At 62.1% G+C, this 21,745-nt stretch carries 16 protein-coding genes, 1 tRNA gene and 2 pseudogenes; 18 read left to right on the top strand and 1 reads right to left on the bottom strand.

The genetic code is table 11. The features are described from left to right. The first annotated feature begins 583 nt into the window (after window positions 1-583). From NKH93_RS03190 to NKH93_RS03145, 10 genes and pseudogenes are all read left to right on the top strand, one after another. Window positions 584-1,786: an ABC transporter substrate-binding protein gene (locus NKH93_RS03190; protein WP_352474565.1), complete on the top strand. Its 1,203-nt coding sequence runs from the start codon at window positions 584-586 to the stop codon at window positions 1,784-1,786. A 78-nt stretch (window positions 1,787-1,864) separates the two neighbouring features. Continuing rightward, entirely contained in the window at window positions 1,865-2,731 is an 867-nt protein-coding gene (locus tag NKH93_RS03185; protein ID WP_352452194.1) for a branched-chain amino acid ABC transporter permease, read from the top strand. A gap of 5 nt (window positions 2,732-2,736) precedes the next feature. Then, window positions 2,737-3,711 carry a branched-chain amino acid ABC transporter permease gene (locus tag NKH93_RS03180; RefSeq protein ID WP_352503770.1) on the top strand — a complete coding sequence of 325 codons (975 nt, stop codon included), beginning with the start codon at window positions 2,737-2,739 and terminating at the stop codon, window positions 3,709-3,711. A 4-nt stretch (window positions 3,712-3,715) separates the two neighbouring features. Beyond that, window positions 3,716-4,495, top strand: a complete 780-nt coding sequence (locus tag NKH93_RS03175) for an ABC transporter ATP-binding protein (RefSeq protein WP_352474568.1) — start codon at window positions 3,716-3,718, stop codon at window positions 4,493-4,495. 2 nt (window positions 4,496-4,497) lie between these two features. Continuing rightward, complete coding sequence (locus tag NKH93_RS03170; RefSeq protein ID WP_352969059.1) at window positions 4,498-5,220, top strand: ABC transporter ATP-binding protein; 723 nt, start codon at window positions 4,498-4,500, stop codon at window positions 5,218-5,220. Window positions 5,221-5,228: 8 nt separating this feature from the next. Beyond that, window positions 5,229-5,969: an aspartate/glutamate racemase family protein gene (locus tag NKH93_RS03165; protein WP_352618539.1), complete on the top strand. Its 741-nt coding sequence runs from the start codon at window positions 5,229-5,231 to the stop codon at window positions 5,967-5,969. Window positions 5,970-6,071: 102 nt separating this feature from the next. Next, entirely contained in the window at window positions 6,072-6,776 is a 705-nt protein-coding gene (locus NKH93_RS03160; protein ID WP_352969440.1) for a GntR family transcriptional regulator, read from the top strand. A gap of 722 nt (window positions 6,777-7,498) precedes the next feature. After that, complete coding sequence (locus NKH93_RS03155) at window positions 7,499-8,641, top strand: MFS transporter (RefSeq protein ID WP_352969438.1); 1,143 nt, start codon at window positions 7,499-7,501, stop codon at window positions 8,639-8,641. An 805-nt stretch (window positions 8,642-9,446) separates the two neighbouring features. After that, complete coding sequence (locus NKH93_RS03150) at window positions 9,447-9,638, top strand: DUF6494 family protein (RefSeq protein WP_023679340.1); 192 nt, start codon at window positions 9,447-9,449, stop codon at window positions 9,636-9,638. 120 nt (window positions 9,639-9,758) lie between these two features. Then, window positions 9,759-9,899, top strand: a pseudogene (locus NKH93_RS03145) (hypothetical protein); the annotation flags it as partial. Window positions 9,900-9,983: 84 nt separating this feature from the next. Here NKH93_RS03145 and selD read toward each other — a convergent pair. Continuing rightward, the gene (selD, locus tag NKH93_RS03140) at window positions 9,984-11,060 is read right to left on the bottom strand and encodes a selenide, water dikinase SelD (protein ID WP_352779758.1); all 1,077 of its coding nucleotides are present in this window, start codon (window positions 11,058-11,060) and stop codon (window positions 9,984-9,986) included. 479 nt (window positions 11,061-11,539) lie between these two features. On the opposite strand from selD, the gene fdnG reads away from it, so the two are divergent. The 8 genes and pseudogenes from fdnG to NKH93_RS03100 all read left to right on the top strand — a co-directional run bounded on the left by fdnG (window position 11,540) and on the right by NKH93_RS03100 (window position 21,565). Further along, complete coding sequence (fdnG, locus tag NKH93_RS03135) at window positions 11,540-14,626, top strand: formate dehydrogenase-N subunit alpha (RefSeq protein ID WP_352969057.1); 3,087 nt, start codon at window positions 11,540-11,542, stop codon at window positions 14,624-14,626. Window positions 14,627-14,638: 12 nt separating this feature from the next. Next, a complete protein-coding gene (gene fdxH, locus NKH93_RS03130; RefSeq protein WP_352774620.1) occupies window positions 14,639-15,589 on the top strand; it encodes a formate dehydrogenase subunit beta in 951 nt (316 codons plus the stop codon). Continuing rightward, window positions 15,576-16,274 carry a formate dehydrogenase subunit gamma gene (locus NKH93_RS03125; protein WP_352451684.1) on the top strand — a complete coding sequence of 233 codons (699 nt, stop codon included), beginning with the start codon at window positions 15,576-15,578 and terminating at the stop codon, window positions 16,272-16,274. The genes fdxH and NKH93_RS03125 overlap by 14 nt, the downstream gene beginning before the upstream one ends. Window positions 16,275-16,389: 115 nt before the next feature. Beyond that, window positions 16,390-17,310: a formate dehydrogenase accessory protein FdhE gene (gene fdhE, locus NKH93_RS03120; protein ID WP_352969055.1), complete on the top strand. Its 921-nt coding sequence runs from the start codon at window positions 16,390-16,392 to the stop codon at window positions 17,308-17,310. 4 nt (window positions 17,311-17,314) lie between these two features. Then, window positions 17,315-18,736 (top strand): L-seryl-tRNA(Sec) selenium transferase, encoded by a 1,422-nt coding sequence (gene selA / locus NKH93_RS03115; RefSeq protein ID WP_352969053.1) that lies wholly within the window; start codon window positions 17,315-17,317, stop codon window positions 18,734-18,736. Continuing rightward, complete coding sequence (locus tag NKH93_RS03110; RefSeq protein WP_352969050.1) at window positions 18,723-19,514, top strand: tetratricopeptide repeat protein; 792 nt, start codon at window positions 18,723-18,725, stop codon at window positions 19,512-19,514. The genes selA and NKH93_RS03110 overlap by 14 nt, the downstream gene beginning before the upstream one ends. Further along, window positions 19,511-21,346, top strand: a pseudogene (gene selB / locus NKH93_RS03105) (selenocysteine-specific translation elongation factor); the annotation flags it as partial. The gene NKH93_RS03110 and the pseudogene selB, both read left to right, overlap by 4 nt. Window positions 21,347-21,469: 123 nt before the next feature. Continuing rightward, window positions 21,470-21,565 (top strand) — tRNA-Sec (locus tag NKH93_RS03100). The last annotated feature ends 180 nt before the right edge of the window (window positions 21,566-21,745 follow it).

Below are 21,745 nucleotides of genomic sequence, written 5' to 3'. Positions count from 1 at the left end.
GGGAAAAGATCTTGCACGCAAAAAAATGGGGTCACTCCTTTTCCGACGTTACAGGCCGGTACTTCGAACATAGCCGTCCGCACGTAGCGGCACATCGGAACAGAGTCCACTGCCGCGGGAGGGCTAGGCAAAGCCATTAGCTGGCCTTCCGCGTTCAATGCGGCAGGATCAGGGCGGGCGCCAACTACCCGAGAGCTGAGCCGGTCATGCTCCAGCATTTTCGGCACGCGCCGTCTGCACCATTTGCGAAGTTCGTCGCGGGAGCCCGAGAGCTGCTCTCGTTGGCGACCGGGTGGGCATCATCGGCGGAATGAACTCGGGACGGCCGGCGCCGGTACTACAACTTTACGCACCCAGTCAATACTAGGCACAAAGCTTATATTAGCCAGAGCGAACGGAACGTGATTCTGGAAGGGAAGCCGCGATGCTGCGGACCGCGTCCTTCATCTACGACCGCACAAGATTGTCAACAATCTGTAAAAGTTTTGTTGACAGATAATAGATTTGAGCCCTCACTCACAAAACTCCGCGTATCGGTCGAGTTCTGTCGCAACAATGCGCGGCCTCCAAAGGGGAAAGAACAATGATCAATAGACGTTCAATAATCACATTCGCCGCGCTCGGCACCGTCTCTGCGCTGGCAATCATGGCCGGCGGCACAATCACGGTGCACGCCGCCAACAAGGAACTCAAGATCGGCTTTGTCGGCGTGACGAGTGGCGCGGCCGCTGCGTGGGGCACATCCAACGTCCGCTCGATGCAGACGCGCGCCGCCTGGATCAACGAAACCGGCGGTGTGAAGATTGGTGACGAGACCTATGACATCAAAATCGTCACCTTCGACGATCAGAAGGACCCCAAGCGGGCGATCGCCGGCATGGAGAAGATGGCCCAGGAGGGCATCCACTATGTCGTCGGTCCGAATGTTGACGATGGCGCGGCGGCGGTGCGTCCCGTGGCAGAATCCAAGGGCATCATCTATTTTCCCTACGCATTCCCGAAGGAACTCTACACCCCACCGGCGTCCAACGCTGTGCTCGGCATGATCGCCAACTACCAGTCAGCTCCGGCGATCTACAAATATCTCATGGAAAACAGGGGCGTGAGAAAAGTTGCCTTTGTCGCCGCCAACGAATCCGATCCGCTGAGCCAGCGGGATGGCGGTGTTGCCGCGGCAAAGGCGCTCGGACTTGAGGTTGTGGCTGCCACGGACGTCTACCAAAACGATACCCGCGATTTCACACCGGTACTGACGCCGATCGTTCTGCAAAAACCGGACCTGCTGGTGCTTTCGGGTGTCGCGCCCGGCAATGCGCCGCTGCTGATCCGCGCCGCGCGCGAGCTCGGCTACGAAGGTCTGATCTCCACCGAAACGGCGCAGGATGCCAAGGTGCTGGAAGAGGGCGCGGGTGAGTTGGCCAACGGCTTCATCTCAGTCGGCGGCGCATCGACGCCCGAAATCGCGTCCGACATGATGAAGGAGTTCGTCGACCGCTATACGAAAATGTTCGGCGAATACAATGACGAGTCCAACACCAAGGTCTACGCGCTCGAATACATCATCGAGACGCTGAAGGCGAACCCGGCCGCGATCGACAATGTCGAGGAGTTCAAGAAGACGATCGACACTTTCTCGGCGCCCAATCCCTATCTGAAGGGCGATGCCAAGCTGACCTATGTCGGAATGACGTCGTTTGGCCAGAAGCGCCAGCTTTCGGTCCCGATGGTGGTCACGGAATACCGCGACGGCAAGTTCGAGACGCTCTTCGTCGCTCAAGTCGATTGACGCAACTGCACTGAAGCGGATTGCCGCAGAGGCTCGTGCATTCGTCTTGAGCCTCTGAATGGCCGGGGAACCATCCTGATGGAACAAGTCATCGCCAACGGGCTCTATCTTGGCGCGCAATACGCCTTGATCGCGCTCGGTCTGACCCTGATCTTCGCGCTGATGAACGTGCTTAACTTTGCCCATGGGCAGATGTACGTTCTCGGCGGCTTCATCACCTACACCGTCTATGGCCAGCTCGGCATGCCTTTCGTCGTCGCGCTCGTTGCGTCCGGGATCACGCTGCTGGTTATTGGAGCGCTGGTCGAGAAATTCCTTTTCAGAACGGTGATCAAGCGAAGCGTGCGGGAGGAAAGTACGATGCTTCTCGCGGCGGCGGTCGCATTCTTCCTCGACGCCGTGATCCTCCTCCTGTTCGGTGAAAAGCAGCGCGGCGTGCCGAAGATCGTCAACGGCGTCTTCGTCTCCGACAGCCTCATAATGCCTTACGACCGGCTGCTGGTCGGCGCACTCGCCATACTGTTCATCGCCTCCTTCGTGCTTTTCATGCAGTACAGCAAGCCGGGACGCGCCATGCGGGCGCTGGCGCAGGACCGGGTCGCGGCGCAGCTTATGGGCGTCGAGGTCGACCGCTATTCGATGATCGGCTTTGCGCTCGGCGCCATGCTTGCCGGCATAGTCGGCGGGCTGCTGGTCGCCATCACCGGCGTCAATTCGGGCATCGGCGGCCCGATCTCGATCAAGGCGTTCTTGATGGTGATGATCGGCGGGGCCGGCGTGGTCAGCGGAGCGATCGCCGGCGGCTTCATCCTCGGCATGATGGAATCGGTCGGCCTGACGGTGCTACGCCAATATGGCGACGTCACTTATCTCGTCATCTTCGCCGCGCTGATGGTGTTCCTGAGCATCCGCCCGAACGGGCTCATGGGCAAGCCGTGGGGGTGATCGACATGAAGCGTACACGCAACATCCTCGGCGTCGCTGTCTTCCTGCTGGTCGTACTCATCGGCGTGCCCTGGCTGATCGAGGCGACCGGTCGGCTCGACCTCTACTACACGCTGACTTCGGTCGCGCTGCTCAGCATCGCCAGCGCCGGGGTGTGGGTGACTTTCTACATCGGCCGCATCAATATCGGCCAGGGCGCCTTCGCGCTTATGGGCGGCTATGTTTCGGCCATCCTTGTCGTCCAGCATGGTGTGTCGTTCTGGCTGACACTGCCGCTGGCTGGGCTGTTCTGCGCCGCTGCAAGCGTGCTGATCGGGCTGCCCATCCTCAGGCTTCGCGGCGTCTATTTCGCCATGGTCACGCTGGTTTTGACCGAAGTGGCGCGGCTGCTCGCGCTGGCACTGCCGATCACCAACGGAGCCAAGGGCATGGTCAGCATTCCGCTCCCCGGCGGCATCTCGATCTTCGGGCTGAGCATCCTTCCGGATTTCGCGACGCTCGCCAATCCGCGTCCCGCCTTCTATCTCGTCTCGGTTGCGCTGATGGTGCTGTGCTTTGCCGGGCTTTACCGCCTTGTCCATTCGCGCATCGGCAAACTCTGCCAGTCGTTGCAGCAGAACGAGGAACTGGCCTCCTCGATCGGCGTCAACATCGCCTATTTGCGCGTCATCGCCTATGCCATCTCCTCATTCCTCGGCGGTCTCGGCGGTGCGATGTTCGTCGCCATCTCGCAATCGATCTATCCGTCGAGCTTCACCGTCACCGACTCGGTGAACTTCATGCTGAACTGCTTCCTCGGCGGGCTCGGCCACGTCTTCGGGCCGATGATCGGCACCTTCGTGCTCTATTTCGGCTGGGATTTCCTGTTCGAGACCGGCGAGTTCCAGTTGCTGATCTTCTCTTCGGTGCTGATCGCGCTGATGCTGTTCCTTCCCAACGGCCTGCTCAGCCTCAGGCTGTTCGGCAAGAAGCAGGGCTAGGACCATGACTGAGCTTCTCCAGATCAAGGCAGTGACCAAACGCTTCGGCGGGCTGGTCGCGGTCAACAATGTTTCCTTCGCGGTCCGCGAACGCGAGATCCTTTCCGTCATCGGCCCCAACGGCGCCGGCAAGTCGACGCTGTTCAAGCTGATTTCCTCTTTCCTCAATCCGACCTCGGGCGAAGTGCTGTTCCGGGGAGAGCGGATTTCAGGCCTGGCGCCGCATATCGTCGCCCGGAAGGGCGTGGTGCGCACGTTCCAGGAGACGACGATCTTCAAGGGCATGACGGTGCGCGACAATGTCATAATCGCGCATCACCTGCGTTCCAATGCCAGCCTTGCCGGCTTCTATCTCGGCACGAATACCGCACGGCGCGACGAGGATGAATTCGGCCGCTCGGCCGACGAGATCATCGACTTCCTGGGTCTCGGCGCGCAACGGCATGAGATCGCTAGCACGCTGCCGCACGGCCATCTGCGCGCGCTCGGGATTGCCATCGGGCTCGCCACGAACCCGACCGTGCTTCTGCTCGACGAGCCCTTCGCCGGCATGAACCATGACGAAACCGTGCGCGCGGTGGAGATGGTGCGCGGCGTGCGAAAGCGCGGCGTGACGGTCCTGCTGGTCGAGCACGATATGCCCGCCGTCATGAACATTTCCGACCGCATCGTCGTCCTGAACTTCGGTGTGAAAATCGCCGAGGGAACGCCGAAGGAAATCCAGGAGAACGAAAAGGTCATCGAGGCCTATCTCGGCGCCGAAGATGAGACGATCGGATTTTAGCCATGAGCGAACTGCTGAAAGTCTCGGACGTCGAACTCTACTACGACCATGTCTATGCACTGAAGGGTGTGTCGCTGAGCGTCAACGAGGGCGAGACGGTAGCGCTGATCGGCGCGAACGGCGCGGGCAAATCTTCGATCCTGCGCGCCATCACCGGCCTGAAGAAGGTCCGCAGCGGCGAGATTCATTTCCAGGGCCACCGCATCGACGGAACGCGCCCGGACGAGCTGGTCAGGATGGGCATCGCCATGGTACCTGAGGGTCGGCGCGTCTTTTCCTACATGACGGTGCGCGACAATCTGATGATGGGCGCCTTCACCCGAACCGACAAGGCCGAAATCGCAAGGACGCTGGACATGGTGCTCGGGCGCTTCCCGCGCCTGAAGGAACGCTATTCCCAGACGGCGGGTACGATGAGCGGCGGCGAACAGCAGATGCTGGTGATCGGGCGGGCGCTGATGGCCAAACCGAAGCTTCTGCTGCTCGATGAACCCTCGCTCGGCGTCGCGCCGAAGCTCGTTCAGGACATCGCCCGCTCGATCGTCGCGATCAACCGCGACGAAAAGGTCAGCGTGCTGCTGGTCGAGCAGAATTCGCGCATGGCGCTGCGCATTTCGCAGCGTGCCTACGCACTGACGACCGGAAAGATCGCGCTGGCCGGACATTCGGCTGAGCTGCTTGGCGACGACCGGGTCAAGAAACTCTATCTCGGCGGCGAACTATGAAAGCGCAAATGGACGTACTCGTCGTCAATCCCAACACCACCGCGTCGATGACCGAAAAGATCGGCGAGGCGGCGCGCCGCGCGGCTTCGGCCGGCACCAGGATCATCGCCGTCAATCCGAAGGACGGGCCGCCGAGCGTCGAAGGCTATTTCGACGAGGTCTTCGCCATCCCGGGAATGATCGGCGAGATCCAAAAACATCCGGCGGCGAGCGCCTGCGTCATCGCCTGCTTCGACGACACCGGCCTCGACGCAGTACGCTGCGTCGGCGAGATGCCGGTGGTCGGTATCGGCGAAGCGGCGTTTCACATGGCGAGCCTGATTGCCGGCAAGTTCAGCGTGGTGACGACACTGTCGCGTTCGGTGCCGGCGATCGAGCACAATCTGGTGCGGTACGGCCTCGCCAGCCGCTGCGCCAGGGTGCGGGCCAGCGACGTTCCCGTTCTGGAGCTCGAAGTGCCCGGCTCCAACGCCCGCCATCGAATTTCGGAGGAGATCGAGCGCGCCATCCGCGACGACCGGGCCGAAGCGATTGTGCTGGGATGCGCCGGCATGGCCGACCTCGCCGCCGCGCTCAGCCGCGAACATAGGCTTCCCGTGCTCGACGGCGTCGCCTGCGCAGTAAAACTCTGTGAGAGCCTCGTCGGCCTTGGCCTGTCGACCTCAAAGCGCGGCGGCTACCAGGTTCCACTCGAAAAATCCTTCGCCGGAATCTTTGCGTCCTTTTCGCCCTCCGGCCGTGTATCCTGATGCGTGCAAAATTGTTGACATTCCCACACAGGATGTTCGATGTCAGGCCGGAAACGCGGTGTTCGCGCCGCTAAGCGATCCGGCCGCCGGGACAATGAGACGATGGACCTGCTTGGGCCAAAGCCACGGGATGGCGACAAGCCGACGATGCGCTGGTTTCCGGTCTATGCCGGCCTGCGCGACGCCATCGTCAGCCACCGCCTCGCACCGGGCACAAAACTACCCGAGGACGAGCTCGCCTCGATCTATTCGGTGAGCCGCGCGGTGATACGCGCGGCGCTGCAGGCGCTGTCGCATGACCGCTTGGCTCGGCTCGAGCCGAACCGCGGCGCGTTCGTCGCCCAGCCGACCAAGCAGGAAGCGCGCGAGGTGTTCGAAGCGCGGGCGCTGATCGAGCCCAAGGTCGCGGCGCTTGCCGCCGAAGTGGCAAAGCCGGCCGAGATCGCTCAACTGCGGCTTCATCTCGAAAAAGAGCACGAGGCCCTGCATGCCGGACGCGACAGCGACGCCATCATGCTGTCGGCAAAATTCCATGTCGGCATCGCCGAAATCGCCGGCCATTCTATCCTGACCGGTTTCGTCAAAGACCTGCTGTCGCGGTCGTCGCTGATCATCGCGCTCTACTGGGGCCGCCGCGACACCACCTGCGAAAGCCACGCCCATCACGCCCTCGTCGATGCCATCGAAAAGCACGACGCACAAAACGCGTCCGACCTGATGCAAAGCCATCTCGTCGAACTTCTGTCGGGCCTTGATCTGTCCCTTGGCGAGAAGAAGCCCAAGAGCCTGTCGGACATCTTGCGCTGATCTGCGCTGTCAAACTCTTCGCCAAGCTTCGCATTGCAGATGTCGTCGCGATGCTGGACGAATATCGGATCACCCGCAACCGACACCGGCCAACGAAGCTCGCGCGTAAGTGGCTCTCAAAGCTAGTAAAGCCGAAGTGCCATACTGGATCGCCCCGATCGGGCGCTCACGGCGACGCCAGGATGCACGTTACCCCGCAATCCTGACCTGGCGCCTACCTCTGAAACGTCCCAATGCGACATTTCTACTTGCCAGTAACGCGACGTTCGAACTTGGTTGCAACCTGATCCCGGGTTGATTGGCGATCCTGCCCCCGGTCCACCCGGTTCCGAAACGGCACCATGCGCCATCTCGGGACGTTCGCCAATGCGGCGGGGAACTTCGCGATCCGATCCTTCTCGGACCTTCCCTGAATGCAAGATCACGGGCAGGTTCTGACCCTATTCCCGACCTTGACAGCCAAGTGCAATATGCGCCGGTTGCGTCTTCGGTCGTTGCAAGCCTTGACACGATATGATTCAGCATTGTTGGGCGGCAGCCCGAGGATTGAAACCGATATTCGTCTCGCTGGAATGTCTAACGCGACTCCGTCATGATGTCCCAGCCCTGTCGAGCGACGCTGCCAAAGCCGTTGACGCCAACTCAGGTGATGAGGGCAGGCTAGACCAGTGCAGCAGATCCGCCCGGCGACTTTTCTTTTTGCGGCCCGAGCCCTGCGCGACATGGGCGATGGCTTCGTGGCCGTTCTGTTGCCGGTCTATCTCCTCGCATTAGGCTTCGCGCCTCTGCAGGTCGGCATCATTGCAACCGGATCGCTGCTCGGTTCAGCGCTCTTGACCATCGCCGTCGGACTCCTTGGTGCCCGACACGATCACCGCCAACTCCTGCTTGCCGCCGCCAGTCTGATGGTGGCCACGGGTGTGGCCTTTGCTGTGGTCCGCGACTACGCGCTGCTTTTGGTGATCGCCTTCGCAGGCACCATCAACCCGTCGGCCGGCAGCGTCAGCGTGTTCGTGCCCTTAGAGCATGCCGTCCTCACACGCGAAGTCACCGACGCCGCGCGGACCAAGATGTTCGCGCGCTACAGCCTTGTGGGTGCGCTCGCAGCCGCGGTTGGCGCGCTCGCTTCGGCAACCCCTGATCTTCTGGCGCAAGCCGGCCTCGACCAACTCACCGGCATCAAGGCGATGTTCGTGCTCTATGCGTTGCTGGGCCTGCTCGGCGGTCTCCTTTACGCGCAGATCCCGCGGCGCCGTCCAACGTCGGACTCCGGCAGCACGTCCGCGCTTGGCCCCTCGCGGAGTATCGTTTTCAGGCTTGCGGCCCTTTTTAGCCTTGATGCCTTTGCCGGCGGCTTCCTCGTCCAGTCGCTGCTTGCCCTGTGGCTTTTCGAAAAATTCGACCTGTCGCTTTCGGAAGCGGGCTTTTTCTTCTTCTGGTCCGGGGTGCTTTCGGCGTTCTCATTCCCCGTTGCCGCCTGGCTGTCGCGGCACATCGGACTCATCAACACGATGGTGTTCACACACATTCCGTCCAGCATCGCCCTGATGCTGGCGGCGCTTGCGCCGACGCTTCCTCTGGCGCTCGCCCTGCTGCTGATCCGTGCCGCGCTTTCACAGATGGACGTCCCGACGCGCTCATCTTACGTCATGGCGGTCGTCACGGAGGCGGAGCGGGCAGCCGCCGCGAGCTTCACATCGGTACCGCGCAGTTTGGCTGCCGCAGCCAGTCCCGCCCTGGCGGGCGCTCTGTTCGCTGCCTCGTTCCGGGCATGGCCCCTCCTGATCTGCGGCACACTCAAAATCATTTATGATCTGCTGCTACTGATGCAGTTCCAGAACGTCAAGCCGCCAGAGGAACGCTGATATTTGGGTTGCTTGACCCGGAGGGGTCAAGCGCGAAGGCAAACGTTGGAAAGGTCGTCGATCACTTCGGCTCTGACTCCGGACTTGTCGAATGCCTAATGTGACCCGCACATCCTCGACGCGATGCCTGCAGACCATCACCCGCAGCGCAGCAGACAATGAAAGTCTCCGCTGGTTTCTGCCGATCAGGCAGGCCGTGCTTTGTAAAAGCGGGACCAGCCATCGGGGCTGATTTCACCCGCGACAATCTCGGATGCATTCGGCTTCAGGAAATGGGTGCACCCGGCGCAGCGGCGACCTTGTTTGGAACATCCTAATAAAGCGCCACAGGCTTTGGGGTTGTTTCGGCGCCGCGCGCCGCAGGCTGACCTGTCATGCAGGAAGCAAGCCCACCTGCACCGGCAAATCGCCGCGCCGGTCGTCGACACCTTAAGAAATTTCCGGCGAGACAGCGCTTGGCCTGGCTCACGTTGTGCCGACCCGCAATCTATCTCACCACGATCTTCTTTAATGATCTTTCCTCCCAATCGAACCCAAAGAAGCGCCGAGTGCTGATCAGATCGATTTGAGGTACTCGATCACTCTTTTCCTGATCGGTCAGATCAAAGCCGAGATGGCCGTCATAGTGCTCCTTCCGCGCAAGACGTCGATCGGTTCACTCCTCCTGCCAGCGGTCGATCAAGTTAAGGACCGGACGTCTCCTCCCGGCTCGAGGTCTATTTCAATAAAACCGTGCGTCACCGTCCTGCTTCCTTGATCCCTTGCCTTCCCTTACAATCCCTTCCGGACACAGAGGAGTTCCGCCATGAGCGAAGACGCCGTCAACATGTCGATCCGCAAGTTCCTGAAGGAAGTCGGCGTCACCTCCCAGCGCAAGATCGAGGAGACGGTGCGCGAAGGGCAAATCGGCGGCAAGAAGCTGAAGGTCCGCATGACGCTGACGGCGGAAGGCACCGGCCTCAACCACGTGGTGGACGGCGAGATCGAACTTCCATAAGCCGGGCGAAGCGACCTAGCGAAACGGCCGACGCGGCCGAAAGCGGTCGAGACGGATCAGCGGTTGGAATGGCGTCTGGCCGGGTCGATGTAGTACCGCTCACCCCACGCTCCTGCGACTCTGAGGGAACGCGAAAGACCGACCCTAAGCGGAAGCTCGCTCGCTCCGGGTCAATTCACGGCCATCACCCTTTACGTGTTTGAGCGTGAACCGCTGGAGGCTTCGTCGCCGTTGTGGACTCATCCCAGGGTGACCATCACACCTCATGTCGCGAGCTTCTGGGTGGATTCTGGAATCGACCAGGTCGCCGATCTCTGCGGTCAAGGCGGGAAGCGGAGCGGCCGTTCAGGCCTCTACTACTATTGTCGGCGCGCCGGGCCTGGCATGGCCGATGATGCGAGCCGAAGCATAGCCGTCCGCGACGATCCTCTCGACGAGCGCCGCTGCGTGGTCGGCCGCGCAAGCAACCAGCAACCCGCCCGAAGTCTGTGGATCCGTGAGAAGATGGCGTCGCCACTCGGGCATGCCGGGAGGTAAGCTTACCGCGTCGCCATAGCTCGCCCAGTTGCGCCGCGATGCGCCGGTGACGTGGCCGTCGACTGCGAGCGAGGCAGCTTCGGAAAAGAGCGGCACGTCGTGGCTGCAAATTATCAGCGTGCACCCGGAACCGCGTGCCATCTCGAGGCCATGTCCGAGCAAGCCAAATCCGGTCACGTCGGTGACGGCGTGGACGCTCGCGTCCTGCGCCAGCTCCGATCCGATCCGGTTGAGAAGGGTGGTGGAGGCGATCATTTCGCGATAGCCGCTCTCGGAAAGCGCCTGCTTCTTGATGGCGGCGGAATAGATGCCGACGCCGAGCCCCTTCGTCAGGATCAAGGCGTCACCCGGCTTGGCGTCAGAATTGCGTCGGATATCTCCGGGTCGGCATATGCCGATGACTGCGAGGCCATAAATCGGCTCCGGCGAGTCGATCGAGTGGCCACCTGCAACCGGGATTCCGGCGTCGGCGCAGACAGCTTCGCCACCTTTCAGGATTTCGCGGACCATGAGCGTCGGGATCTTGTCGAGAGGCATCCCGAGGATCGCCAGCGCCATGATCGGCCGGCCACCCATCGCATAGATATCGGACAGGGCGTTGGTTGCGGCAATCCGGCCGAAATCGTAGGGGTCATCTACCATAGGCATGAAGAAGTCGGTGGTCGCAATGACGCAAGTCGCGCCGTCGAGTTGCCAGACTGCAGCATCGTCGCCGGTCTCCGTGCCGACGAGAAGCTGATGATAGGGACTGGCAGCCGCCGGATTAGCGAGAAGCTGCTGCAGCACTGACGGTGCCAGCTTACAGCCGCAACCGCCGCCATGGGCGAGGCTGGTCAGGCGCACAACGGGCGCTTCGGTGATTTCAGGCGAGAGGGCGATTGCCATGGCCGTCGAGCCTCCTCTGCTGGCACGCTTTAGTAGGGATCAAGGTCAACCGGAATGGAAAATACGATCGCGCCAACGCACGGCGCGTTTGGAGCACGCTTGCTCTCAGCGGATTTCATTAAGTTGGGAAAGGCAAGGGCCCAATCCGGCGTGCGAGGCATCGCCGTCATTGGGTATCGATCGAAAGGCGCCCCGACCCGCGGGAGCTGTTTCATCACCACGCTTTACTGTACGGTAATGCGTTCGTTTTCGTCAATCGCAGTCGCGGTCACGAAAAGATGACGAGAATATTCAACAATAATACACAATGCCGATTTGCGGGCACAAACCTGCTGCAGGAAGGCGGTTCGGAGGGGCACTTTTGCTGCACCGTACGCACCTCGTTCTTTGGCATTGATTTTATTTGGTCCGAGACTAGTTACCCGGATTAAACCGTTGGTTCGAGTTGCCTTGTGGGGCACCGGCTTCGGGAGGAACCCATGAACATCGATCTTTCTCGACGCGCGTTCCTGCAAACAGCAGGCGCGGGTCTCGCCGGTACTACGCTTGGAGCCCTCGGCTTCGGCGATAGCGAGGCCGCACACGCGGCGGCTATACGGCCCTTCAAGCTCGCGAACACCACCGAAACACGCAACACCTGTCCATACTGCTCGGTGGCTTGCGGCATAATCTTGTATTCGAAGGGCGATCTCAGAAAGGGCGAGCCGGCCGAGATAACTCATATCGAGGGTGACACTGATCATCCGACCAATCGCGGCACCTTGTGCCCCAAAGGGTCGGCCCTGCTCGGATTTGTCAAGTCGCCGACCCGTCTGCAACATCCGATGATCCGCAAACCGGGCTCGGACAAGTTCGAGCCGATAAGCTGGGAAGACGCGCTCGGCCGCATCGCCCGCCTGATGAAGGACGATCGCGACAAGAACTTCGTCGCGACGAACAATGACGGCGTGACGGTCAACCGGTGGATCACCACCGGCTTCCTCGCCGCCTCGGCTTCGACCAATGAAACCGCGTTCGCGACCTACAAGGTGGTCCGCAGCGCGGGCATGCTGGTGTTCGACAACCAGGCACGTGTCTGACACGGCCCGACGGTGGCGAGTCTCGCCCCAACATTCGGCCGCGGCGCAATGACCAATTCCTGGACCGACATCAAGAACACGGATCTCGTCGTCATCATGGGCGGCAATGCCGCGGAAGCGCATCCTTGCGGCTTCAAATGGGTCACAGAGGCGAAGGCCAACCGCGGCGCCAAGCTCATCGTCATCGACCCGCGCTTTACGCGCTCGGCTTCGGTGTCGGATCTTTACGCGCCGATCCGCCAGGGAACGGACATCGCCTTCCTGCTCGGGCTGATCAACTACTGCATCCAGAACGATAAGGTGCAATGGGACTATCTGAAGGCCTTCACCAACGCGACATATGTCGTCAAGGAGGGCTTCACCTATCAGGACGGCCTCTTCTCCGGCTATAACGAGGCGAAGCGAGACTATGACAAGTCCAGTTGGGACTATGACATAGGCACGGACGGCTTTGCCGTTGTCGACGCGACATTGGCCAATCCCCGCTGCGTCTGGAATCTGCTCAAGAAGCATGTCGCGGTCTACACGCCGGAGATGGTCGAGCGCATCTGCGGCACACCGAAGGACCGGTTCCTGAAGGTGGCCGCGATGGTCGCCGAGACATCGGCTCCGACCAAGGCGATGACCTCGATGTACGCGCTCGGCTGGACCCAGCACTCGAAGGGCTCGCAGAACATCCGCGCCATGGCGATGCTGCAGCTTGTTCTCGGCAATATCGGTATACGCGGCGGCGGCATGAACGCGCTTCGCGGTCACTCCAACATCCAGGGGCTGACCGACCTCGGGCTGATGTCGAACCTGCTGCCCGGTTATCTGACGCTGCCGACTGAGAAGGAGGTCGATCTGGCAGCCTACATGTCGACCCGGGGCTTCAAGCCGCTCCGGCCGAACCAGATGAGCTACTGGCAGAACTACAGGAAGTTCTTCGTAAGCTTCCAAAAGTCAATGTGGGGCAACGCGGCAACGCCGGAGAACGGCTTCGCCTATGACTACCTGCCGAAGCTCGACCTGCCGGGCTACGATCTGCTGCGGGCTTTCGAGTTGATGCACCAGGGCAAGATGAACGGCTATTTCTGCCAGGGCTTCAACCCGCTACAGGCAGCTCCGAACAAGAAGAAGGTGATCGAGTCCCTCTCGAAGCTCAAATACCTCGTCATCATGGATCCGTTGGACACGGAGACGGGCCGGTTCTGGGAGAACCACGGGCCGTACAACGATGTCGATCCGTCGCAGATTCAGACGGAAGTCTACCAGCTTCCCTCCACCTGCTTCGCCGAGGACGACGGCTCGCTGGTCAATTCGGGGCGCTGGCTGCAGTGGCATTGGGCCGGCGGCACGCCCCCCGGCGAGGCCAAACGCGATACCTGGATCATGGCGCAGCTCTATCTGCGCCTGAAGGAGCTCTACACCAAGGAAGGTGGCGCCTTCGCGGATCCGATCGTCAAGCTCAACTGGCCTTATGCCGATCCCGGCGATCCGAAGGCCGAGGAGCTTGCCCAGGAGATCAATGGTAGGGCGCTCGCCAGGGTAACCGACACGGCCGACCCGACAAAGGTGTTGGCCGAGGCCGGAAAGCTCTTGCCGGGCTTCGCCGCGCTGCGCGACGACGGCTCCACCTCCTGCGGCTGCTGGATCTATTCCGGCTGCTTCAACGAAAACGGCAACAACATGGCCAGGCGGGACACCACCGATCCTGACGAAACCGGCGCCTATTCCAAATGGGCGTTCTCATGGCCCGCCAACCGCCGCATTCTCTACAACAGGGCGTCGGCTGACCTCACCGGAAAGCCTTGGGATCCAAGCCGCAAGGTGATTGAATGGGACGGCACGAAATGGTCGGGCTACGATGTCCCCGACATCTTGCCAACGGCAAAGCCCGATCAAGTAGGCCCGTTCATCATGAATCCGGAAGGCGTCTCGCGCCTCTTCACCCGGGGCATGATGCGCGACGGACCATTCCCTGCGCATTACGAGCCATTCGAGTCGCCCATCGCGAACCCGATAGCTCCCAAAGTTCGCGGCAACCCCGCAGCGCGGGTGTTCGAAGGCGATATGGCCCAGTTCGCCGAATCGGCTTCGCCGGAGTTCCCCTACGCGGCGACCTCCTACCGGCTGACCGAGCATTTCCACTTCTGGACCAAGCACGTCATCACCAATGCGGCGATGCAGCCGGAGTTTTTCGTGGAAATTTCGGAACAGCTTGCGGCCGAGAAGGGCATCACCAAAGGCGGCTGGGTGCGCGTCTGGTCGAAGCGCGGTTCCATTGTGGCGAAGGCCATGGTGACCAAGCGGATCAGGCCGCTCACCTGCGATGGCAAGACCGTCCACATCGTCGGAATACCATTGCATTGGGGCTTCACGGGAGCGGCGAAGAAAGGCTTTGGCCCGAACATGCTCACCCCCTTTGTCGGTGACGCCAACATCGAGACGCCGGAATACAAGGCGTTCCTTGTCAATATCGAGCCCATCGCCGGGCCGGTAGCGTAGGAGGAGTAAGCGATGTTTCCTCCACTTCCAAATCCTTCGACGACGGATACCGCACCCCGTTTTTCCGACAAGGACCTCATCCGCCGCTCTGCCTCGACGGTTCCCGCGCCCGAGCAGCAATTGACGGAAGTCGCCAAGCTCATCGATGTTTCGAAATGCATCGGCTGCAAGGCGTGCCAGACGGCCTGCATCGAGTGGAACGACACGCATCCGGAGATCGGCTTCAATACCGGCGTCTATGAGAATCCTGCCGATCTGACGCCGGACATGTTCACGCTGATGCGCTACAGCGAATGGGACAATCCCGAGACGAACGAACTCGAATGGCTGATCCGCAAGGATGGCTGTATGCATTGCGCTGACCCGGGCTGCCTCAAGGCTTGTCCGGCGCCAGGCGCCATAGTGCAGTATTCGAACGGCATCGTCGATTTCGTCCATGAGAACTGCATCGGCTGCGGCTATTGCATCAAGGGTTGCCCGTTCAACATTCCGCGCATCTCCAAAGTCGATCACACGGCCTACAAATGCACGCTCTGCTCCGACCGCGTGGCTGTCGGCCAGGGACCAGCCTGCGCCAAGGCCTGCCCGACCCAGGCGATCGTGTTCGGCACAAAAGACGAGATGAAACAGCACGCCGACGGCCGCATCAAGGACCTGAAATCGCGCGGCTATTCGAACGCCGGCCTCTACGATCCGCCCGGCGTCGGAGGGACGCATGTGATGTATGTGCTGCACCATGCCGACCAGCCGGAACTCTATTCTGGTCTGCCGAAGGAGCCGAAGATCAGTCCGCTCGTGGAGGCGTGGAAGGGCGTGACCAAATATGCCGGCCTCACCATTCTCGGCGTGGCGGCCGGCGTCGGCCTGCTTCACCATCTGGTGATGGGACCGAACAGGGTGTCCGAGGCGGATGAGGAGCATGCCGAAGAGCTGACGGAAGGCGACAACGATGGCCGCATATGACGTGAAGCCGAACGAGCAGGTACATCCCGGCAAGCCGGTCATCGTGGACCGCTATACGGTGAGCGCGCGGATCAACCATTGGATCACGGCGGCCAGCCTGATCCTGCTCGCCTTGTCCGGCCTTGCCATGTTTCACCCGAGCCTGTTCTTCCTCTCGGGGCTGTTTGGCGGCGGCCAGTTCACGCGCTTCATTCACCCATGGATCGGCGTCTTGCTCTTCTTCAGCTTCCTTGGGCTTTTCCTTCGGTTCTGGAAGGCCAATTTGTGGAGGCCCGAGGACGGAACGTGGCTCGCCCGTTTCCGTGACGTATTGTCCAATCACGAGGACAACGTCCCCGACGTTGGCAAGTACAATGCCGGCCAGAAGCTCGTCTTCTGGTCAATGTCGATCCTCATCATCATCCTGATTTCGAGCGGCATCGTCATCTGGCAACAATATTTCGCCGCTTACACTACAATCGGCCAGCAGCGGGTGGCGCTTCTTGTTCATTCGATCGCTGCCGTGGCGATCATCGGCGTCTGGATTATCCATTTCTATTCGGCCATCTGGGTACGCGGCACCATTCCCGCCATGACGCGCGGACGGGTGACCGGCGGCTGGGCTTGGCGGCATCATCGCAAATGGCTGCGTGAACTGATCGCAGGCAAACCGGACGGACGTTCGGGATCGAATCCTGCCGAATGAGCGGGTATTTGTTTTTACGCAATTCCGGACGGAAAACCGTGATACACTTTTCGGTGGAATTGCTCTGGAGCAGTATCAAGCCGACCACGTGGCCCGTGAGGTTCGTGAGGTTGAAATGCCAAGGCAACAAGATCCGTCACGCCCTGACCCGACTGTAATCGGCGAGGTCTCGGCCCCACCCTTTGCGCGCCTGCCTGATCCGCGGACCTTGTTCATTCGCCGCTCCGAGCGATTGAATGTGTTGGCGGATGACCACCAGCTCGGCCCCTATCTCCGCTTCCTCGCTGCACTGACGGATGCGCAGCACCGCATCCAGGACGGCTTGCCGGATGTCAAATTGCCGACCGCGGAGGCGCGCGAGCGCGCACGAACCTTCGGTATGCCGCCGCTCGATCGCAGCCAATTCACTTCGGATGCCGCCCTTGGAATGACGCTCGGCCGCCTGTTCGAAGTGGCAGCCACGATCGAAAAACCCGAGGCGGCCGCAGCCGCCTTGGACGGGCTGGCGAATATCGATGCGTCCGGGGTCGAATCCATGGTGCGCAATGTGCTCACCGATGCGATCCCAATGAACGCGCTTGCCGAGCATGTCTATGTCGCGGCCGCGCTGCAGGTTCACTTCGCCCGCCTCGCGGCATGTCTCGACAGCTCGACGCTGGTTCCGGTTGCCGACGGCGCCTGTCCGGCCTGCGGTGGGCCGCCCGTATCCTCGATCATCGTCGGTTGGCACGGCGCACACGGGGCGCGGTTCTGCGTCTGCGCGCTGTGTGGAACATTGTGGAACCACGTGCGTATCAAATGTACGCTGTGCGGCTCGACCAAGGGGATAGGCTATCAGGAAATCGAGGGAGGTCCTGGCACGGTCAAGGCCGAGACCTGCGATGCATGCGGCTGCTATGTAAAGATCCTATACCAGCACAAGGATCCGGCTCTCGATCCGGTGGCCGACGACGTGGCGACGCTCGGCCTCGACCTGCTCGTCCGCGAGGGTGGCCATCGCCGCGGATCGTTCAATCCGTTCCTTGTTGGCTATTGATACGATGACCGCTTCATCCGCAAACCCTTTGCGCAATCTTCCGTCGGTCGACCAAGTGCTGAGGACCCCGCTGGCGGCGGCCGCAATCGAGCGCTTCGGACGGCAGGCCGCGACGGAGGCCATTCGCCGAGCCGTCGCCGATGCACGAATGGCCTCCCGCAATGCCGGAGCCGTCGTGCCGGAGGCAAACGATCTTGCCGGCGACGCGCTCGTGCAACTCAGGGACGGCGAACGCTCTTCCCTGCGCCCCGTTTTCAACCTGACCGGAACGGTGCTGCATACCAATCTCGGACGAGCCCTCCTCGCGAAAGAGGCGGTCGAGGCTGTTCGGCTGGCGATGCGCGAAGCGGTGGCTCTCGAATTCGATGTCGAGAAAGGCGAGCGCGGCGAACGGGACGATCATCTTCGATCGCTCGTTTGCAAGCTGACCGGAGCCGAGGATGCAACCGTCGTCAACAACAACGCGGCTGCCGTCCTTCTCGTCCTCAACACGCTGGCGCTCGGTCGCGAAGCGATCGTTTCGCGAGGCGAGTTGATCGAGATCGGCGGCTCTTTCCGGATGCCCGAGATCATGACGCGCGCTGGCGCCAGGCTTGTCGAGGTCGGCACCACCAACCGCACGCATCGCAAAGACTATGTCGCGGCGATCGGCCCGGAGACCGGGCTCATCCTCAAGGTGCACACATCGAACTACCGGATCGAAGGATTCACGGCCGAGATCCGGGCACCCGAGCTCGCTTCAATCGCCAAGGCGCATGGGATACCGCTGGTCCATGATCTCGGTTCGGGCACGCTGGTCGATCTAGCCCGCTACGGCCTTGGGCGCGAGCCTACCGTGCGCGAGGCGGTCGCCGACGGCGCCGATCTCGTCACATTCTCCGGCGACAAGCTGCTTGGCGGTCCGCAGGCGGGGTTCATCGTCGGCCGCAGGGATCTGCTCGCAGCGATCAGCCGCAACCCGATGAAGCGGGCGCTCAGGGTCGACAAGCTTCGTTTGGCAGCGCTCGAGGCGACGTTGAAGCTCTACCGCGACCCCGACCGCCTGGCCGAGCGCCTGCCGACGCTAAGGCTGCTCTCGCGCGCGGTGAGGGAGATTGCAGCGCAGGCAAAGCGCCTTGCTCCCCTGGTTGCTGATGCCGTGGGCGAAGCCTTTGCGGTCGACACGGTGGAGTGCCGGAGCCAAGTCGGATCCGGCGCGCTGCCGCTCGAAACTATGCCAAGCGCCGGGCTTGCACTCAAGCCGCGCTCAGGGAGCGGCCGGTCGCTCGACGCGCTTGCGGCTGCGCTGCGTGGGCTGGGCGTCCCCGTAATCGGGCGCATCGAAAACCAGGCGCTCGTGCTCGATTTCCGCTGCCTGGAAGACGAGGCGAACTTCGTCGCCAATCTAGCCGGCTTAAATCCGGGAGGAACCGATGCGCTGGCTTGACCGCCTTGCGCGCCGCCCAGCCGAGACGCCTGTGGCCGCACGCATGACCGAAGCCCTCGAAGCCGCGCGGCGAGGCGACCATGCCGTGGCTCTCTCCATATGGGAGCCGCTGGCTCACCGGGGCGTTGCCCGCGCTCAGAACAATATCGGCGCCTGCTTCGCCGCAGGGCTCGGCGTCGAGCGTGATGCGGATATGGCCTTTCGCTGGCTGGCGCTCGCCGCCGAGGCAGGGGATCCTGTCGGACAAAGGAACTTGGCGTCGCTCTATTTCCGCGGCGAAGGAGTCGAGCAGGACTTTCGCCGGGCGGCCGAGCTCTATCGGGCCGCAGCGGAAACTGGCGACGGACCGGCGCAGGATATGCTGAGCTGGATGCTGCTGGAGGGCGAAGTGATGGCTCCCGATGTCGGCGAGGCGCGACGTTGGGCGCTTGCCGCGGCCGATCAAGGCATCGCATCCGCGATGACCCGGATCGGCATGCTTTATCACAATGCGCTCGGCGTGCCGCGCGATCCGGACGAGGCTGTCCGCTGGTGGCGCCGTGCTGCCGTGCGAGGAGACGCCGAAGGGCAGGCAATGCTCGGTGCCGCCTGCCATCTTGGCACGGGCGTGCCGGCTGACGCGGTCGAGGCGCTGGTTTGGCTCCTGCGTGCCCAGGCAGGCGGCAGCGCCCTTGCCAGCCGCTATCTGGCTGCGGTGCGGGCCGAATTGAGCGCGGGCGATGCGGCCGAGGCCGAGCGTCGCGCCGCCGCACCGTGGCCGGAGACCGCATCATCATGATCGTAGGCACGGCGGGACATGTCGACCATGGCAAAACTGCGCTGGTGCATGCGCTGACCGGTATAGACACCGATCGTTTGCAGGAGGAAAAGACACGCGGCATGACGATCGATCTCGGCTTCGCCTATTTGCCGGTGCCGGGTGGCGATAGCATCGGTTTCGTCGATGTTCCCGGGCACGAGCGTTTCGTACACACGATGCTCGCCGGCGCCAGCGGCATCGACTTCGTGTTGCTCGTGGTGGCCGCCGACGACGGCGTCATGCCGCAAACCCGGGAGCATCTCGCCATCGTCGACCTGCTCGGTGTCAAGCGCGGCGCCGTCCTGCTCACCAAATGCGACCTGGCCGATCCAGAGCGCCGCACTGCGGTGGCGAACGATATCCGCTCGGTGCTTGCCGGGACGATGCTTGCCGAGGCCCGCCTGATTCCCGTCTCGGTCGTTACAGGCGAAGGTATCGATGAACTCAGGTATCTCTTGTTCGAGGAGGCGTCTCATCTTGCCCGGCGTGCAGTTTCGGGCCGTTTTCGACTAGCGGTGGACCGCTCGTTCACGCTGCGCGGCGTGGGCACCGTCGTGACGGGCACCGTGCTTTCGGGTTCTCTCGGTACTGGGGACAACGTGGTCGTAAGCCCGTCGGGATTGCTTGCGCGGGTCCGATCGATCCACGCCCAGAACCGGCCGGCTGAACGTGGTCGGGCGGGAGACCGCTGCGCGCTCAATGTGACCGGCGAAAGGGTTTTCAAGGAGGCGATCCGGCGCGGCGACGTAATTGTCGATCCGAAGCTTCACGCGCCGTCGGACCGGATCGATGCAAGCCTTCGCGTTCTGCCGGGTGAACGCAAGCCGATCGGCCAATGGTTTCCCGTGCGGCTCCACCATGCCGCGACGGAGGTCGGGGCACGCATTGTACTCCTCGGAGACGAACCGATCGGGCCTGGCGGCACGGCCAAAGTTCAATTGGTGCTGGACAGTCCGATCGCGGCCGCTGCCGGCGACGTTTACGTGGTGCGCGACACCTCCGCGCGGCGAACCATCGGCGGCGGACATTTTCTCGATCTGCGGGCGCCCAGCCGCAAACGCCGCGCGCCGGAACGGCTGGTCCAACTCGATGCCCATGCGCTATTGGCGCCCGAACTGGCCGCCGCCGCACTCCTTGATGCGCCGCCCCACTATTTCGATCTGAAGGCTTTCGCGCGCGACAGGGCGCTCGGTGACTGCGAGACGGAAGGCCTGATCGATCAACTCGGGCTTGTCCGTTTTGCCGTCGGAGAAATGCTTCTCGTGCTGTCGCCAGAGCGCTGGTTGCGATTCAAGCGCGACTTGGCCGCGACCCTGGAGACCTTCCATGCCGACAATCCGGATTTGCCGGGCGTAGGAATGGAGAGACTGCGTATTGGGCTTGATCCACGTCTGCCGGCCCCCTCTTTCATAGCAGTTCTGCGGAGCCTTTCGCACGCTGGAGAAGTTGCCTTGGACGGCGCCTGGGTGCGGCTGCCCGGTCATGAGGCGCACCTGACGGCAAAGGATGAAACTCTCTGGCTGCAGATCCAGCCTCTCATCGGCGGACCCGAACGATTCCATCCGCCGAGAGTGTGGGATATTGCCGAGGTGCTGGCCGCGCCGGAGACGGAAATCCGGCGGCTTCTGAAACTTGCCGGCCGCATAGGGAAGGTCCATGAGGTCGCTCATGATCACTTCTTCCAGCGCCAGGCGTTGGCGCAGATCGTCGAGATCGCGCGCGACCTCGCTGCGTCGATGCCCACAGGCGAGTTCACCGCTGCTCAATTTCGCGATCGCGTGGGCAGCGGACGCAAGGTCGCCATCCATATCCTCGAATTTCTCGATCGGCACGGCGTGACACTGCGGCGGGGAGACTTGCGCCGTCTGAACAGGCGCAGGCTGGACCTGTTCCGCCTGACAGGCGAGGGTGAGCCGCCGATGGCGCAAATTTCTGGAGGAGCATCGTCCCCGGTGGGGCGTCCGGACTTCAAATCCGGGAGGGGCCGCGAGTCGGTCTCTGGTGGGTTCGACTCCCACTCTCTTCCGCCATCCTAGTGAGCCAAGATGAACCCGACGGCTTCCTTTCTCAATGACCTGAAAACGACGGCTGAGACCGCCAGGACAACCGAGGCAAGCTTCAGGCGACAAGCGGCCAATCAGATCGCGGTTCTGGAACAGGAGCGCGCCTTCGCCTTCAGGCGGCTCAACCTCATGCAGGCGATCTCGGAC

The organism is Mesorhizobium sp. M0954 (assembly GCF_040319155.1).
GTDB lineage: Bacteria > Pseudomonadota > Alphaproteobacteria > Rhizobiales > Rhizobiaceae > Mesorhizobium.
This window is presented reverse-complemented; position numbering and strand designations above follow the sequence as displayed.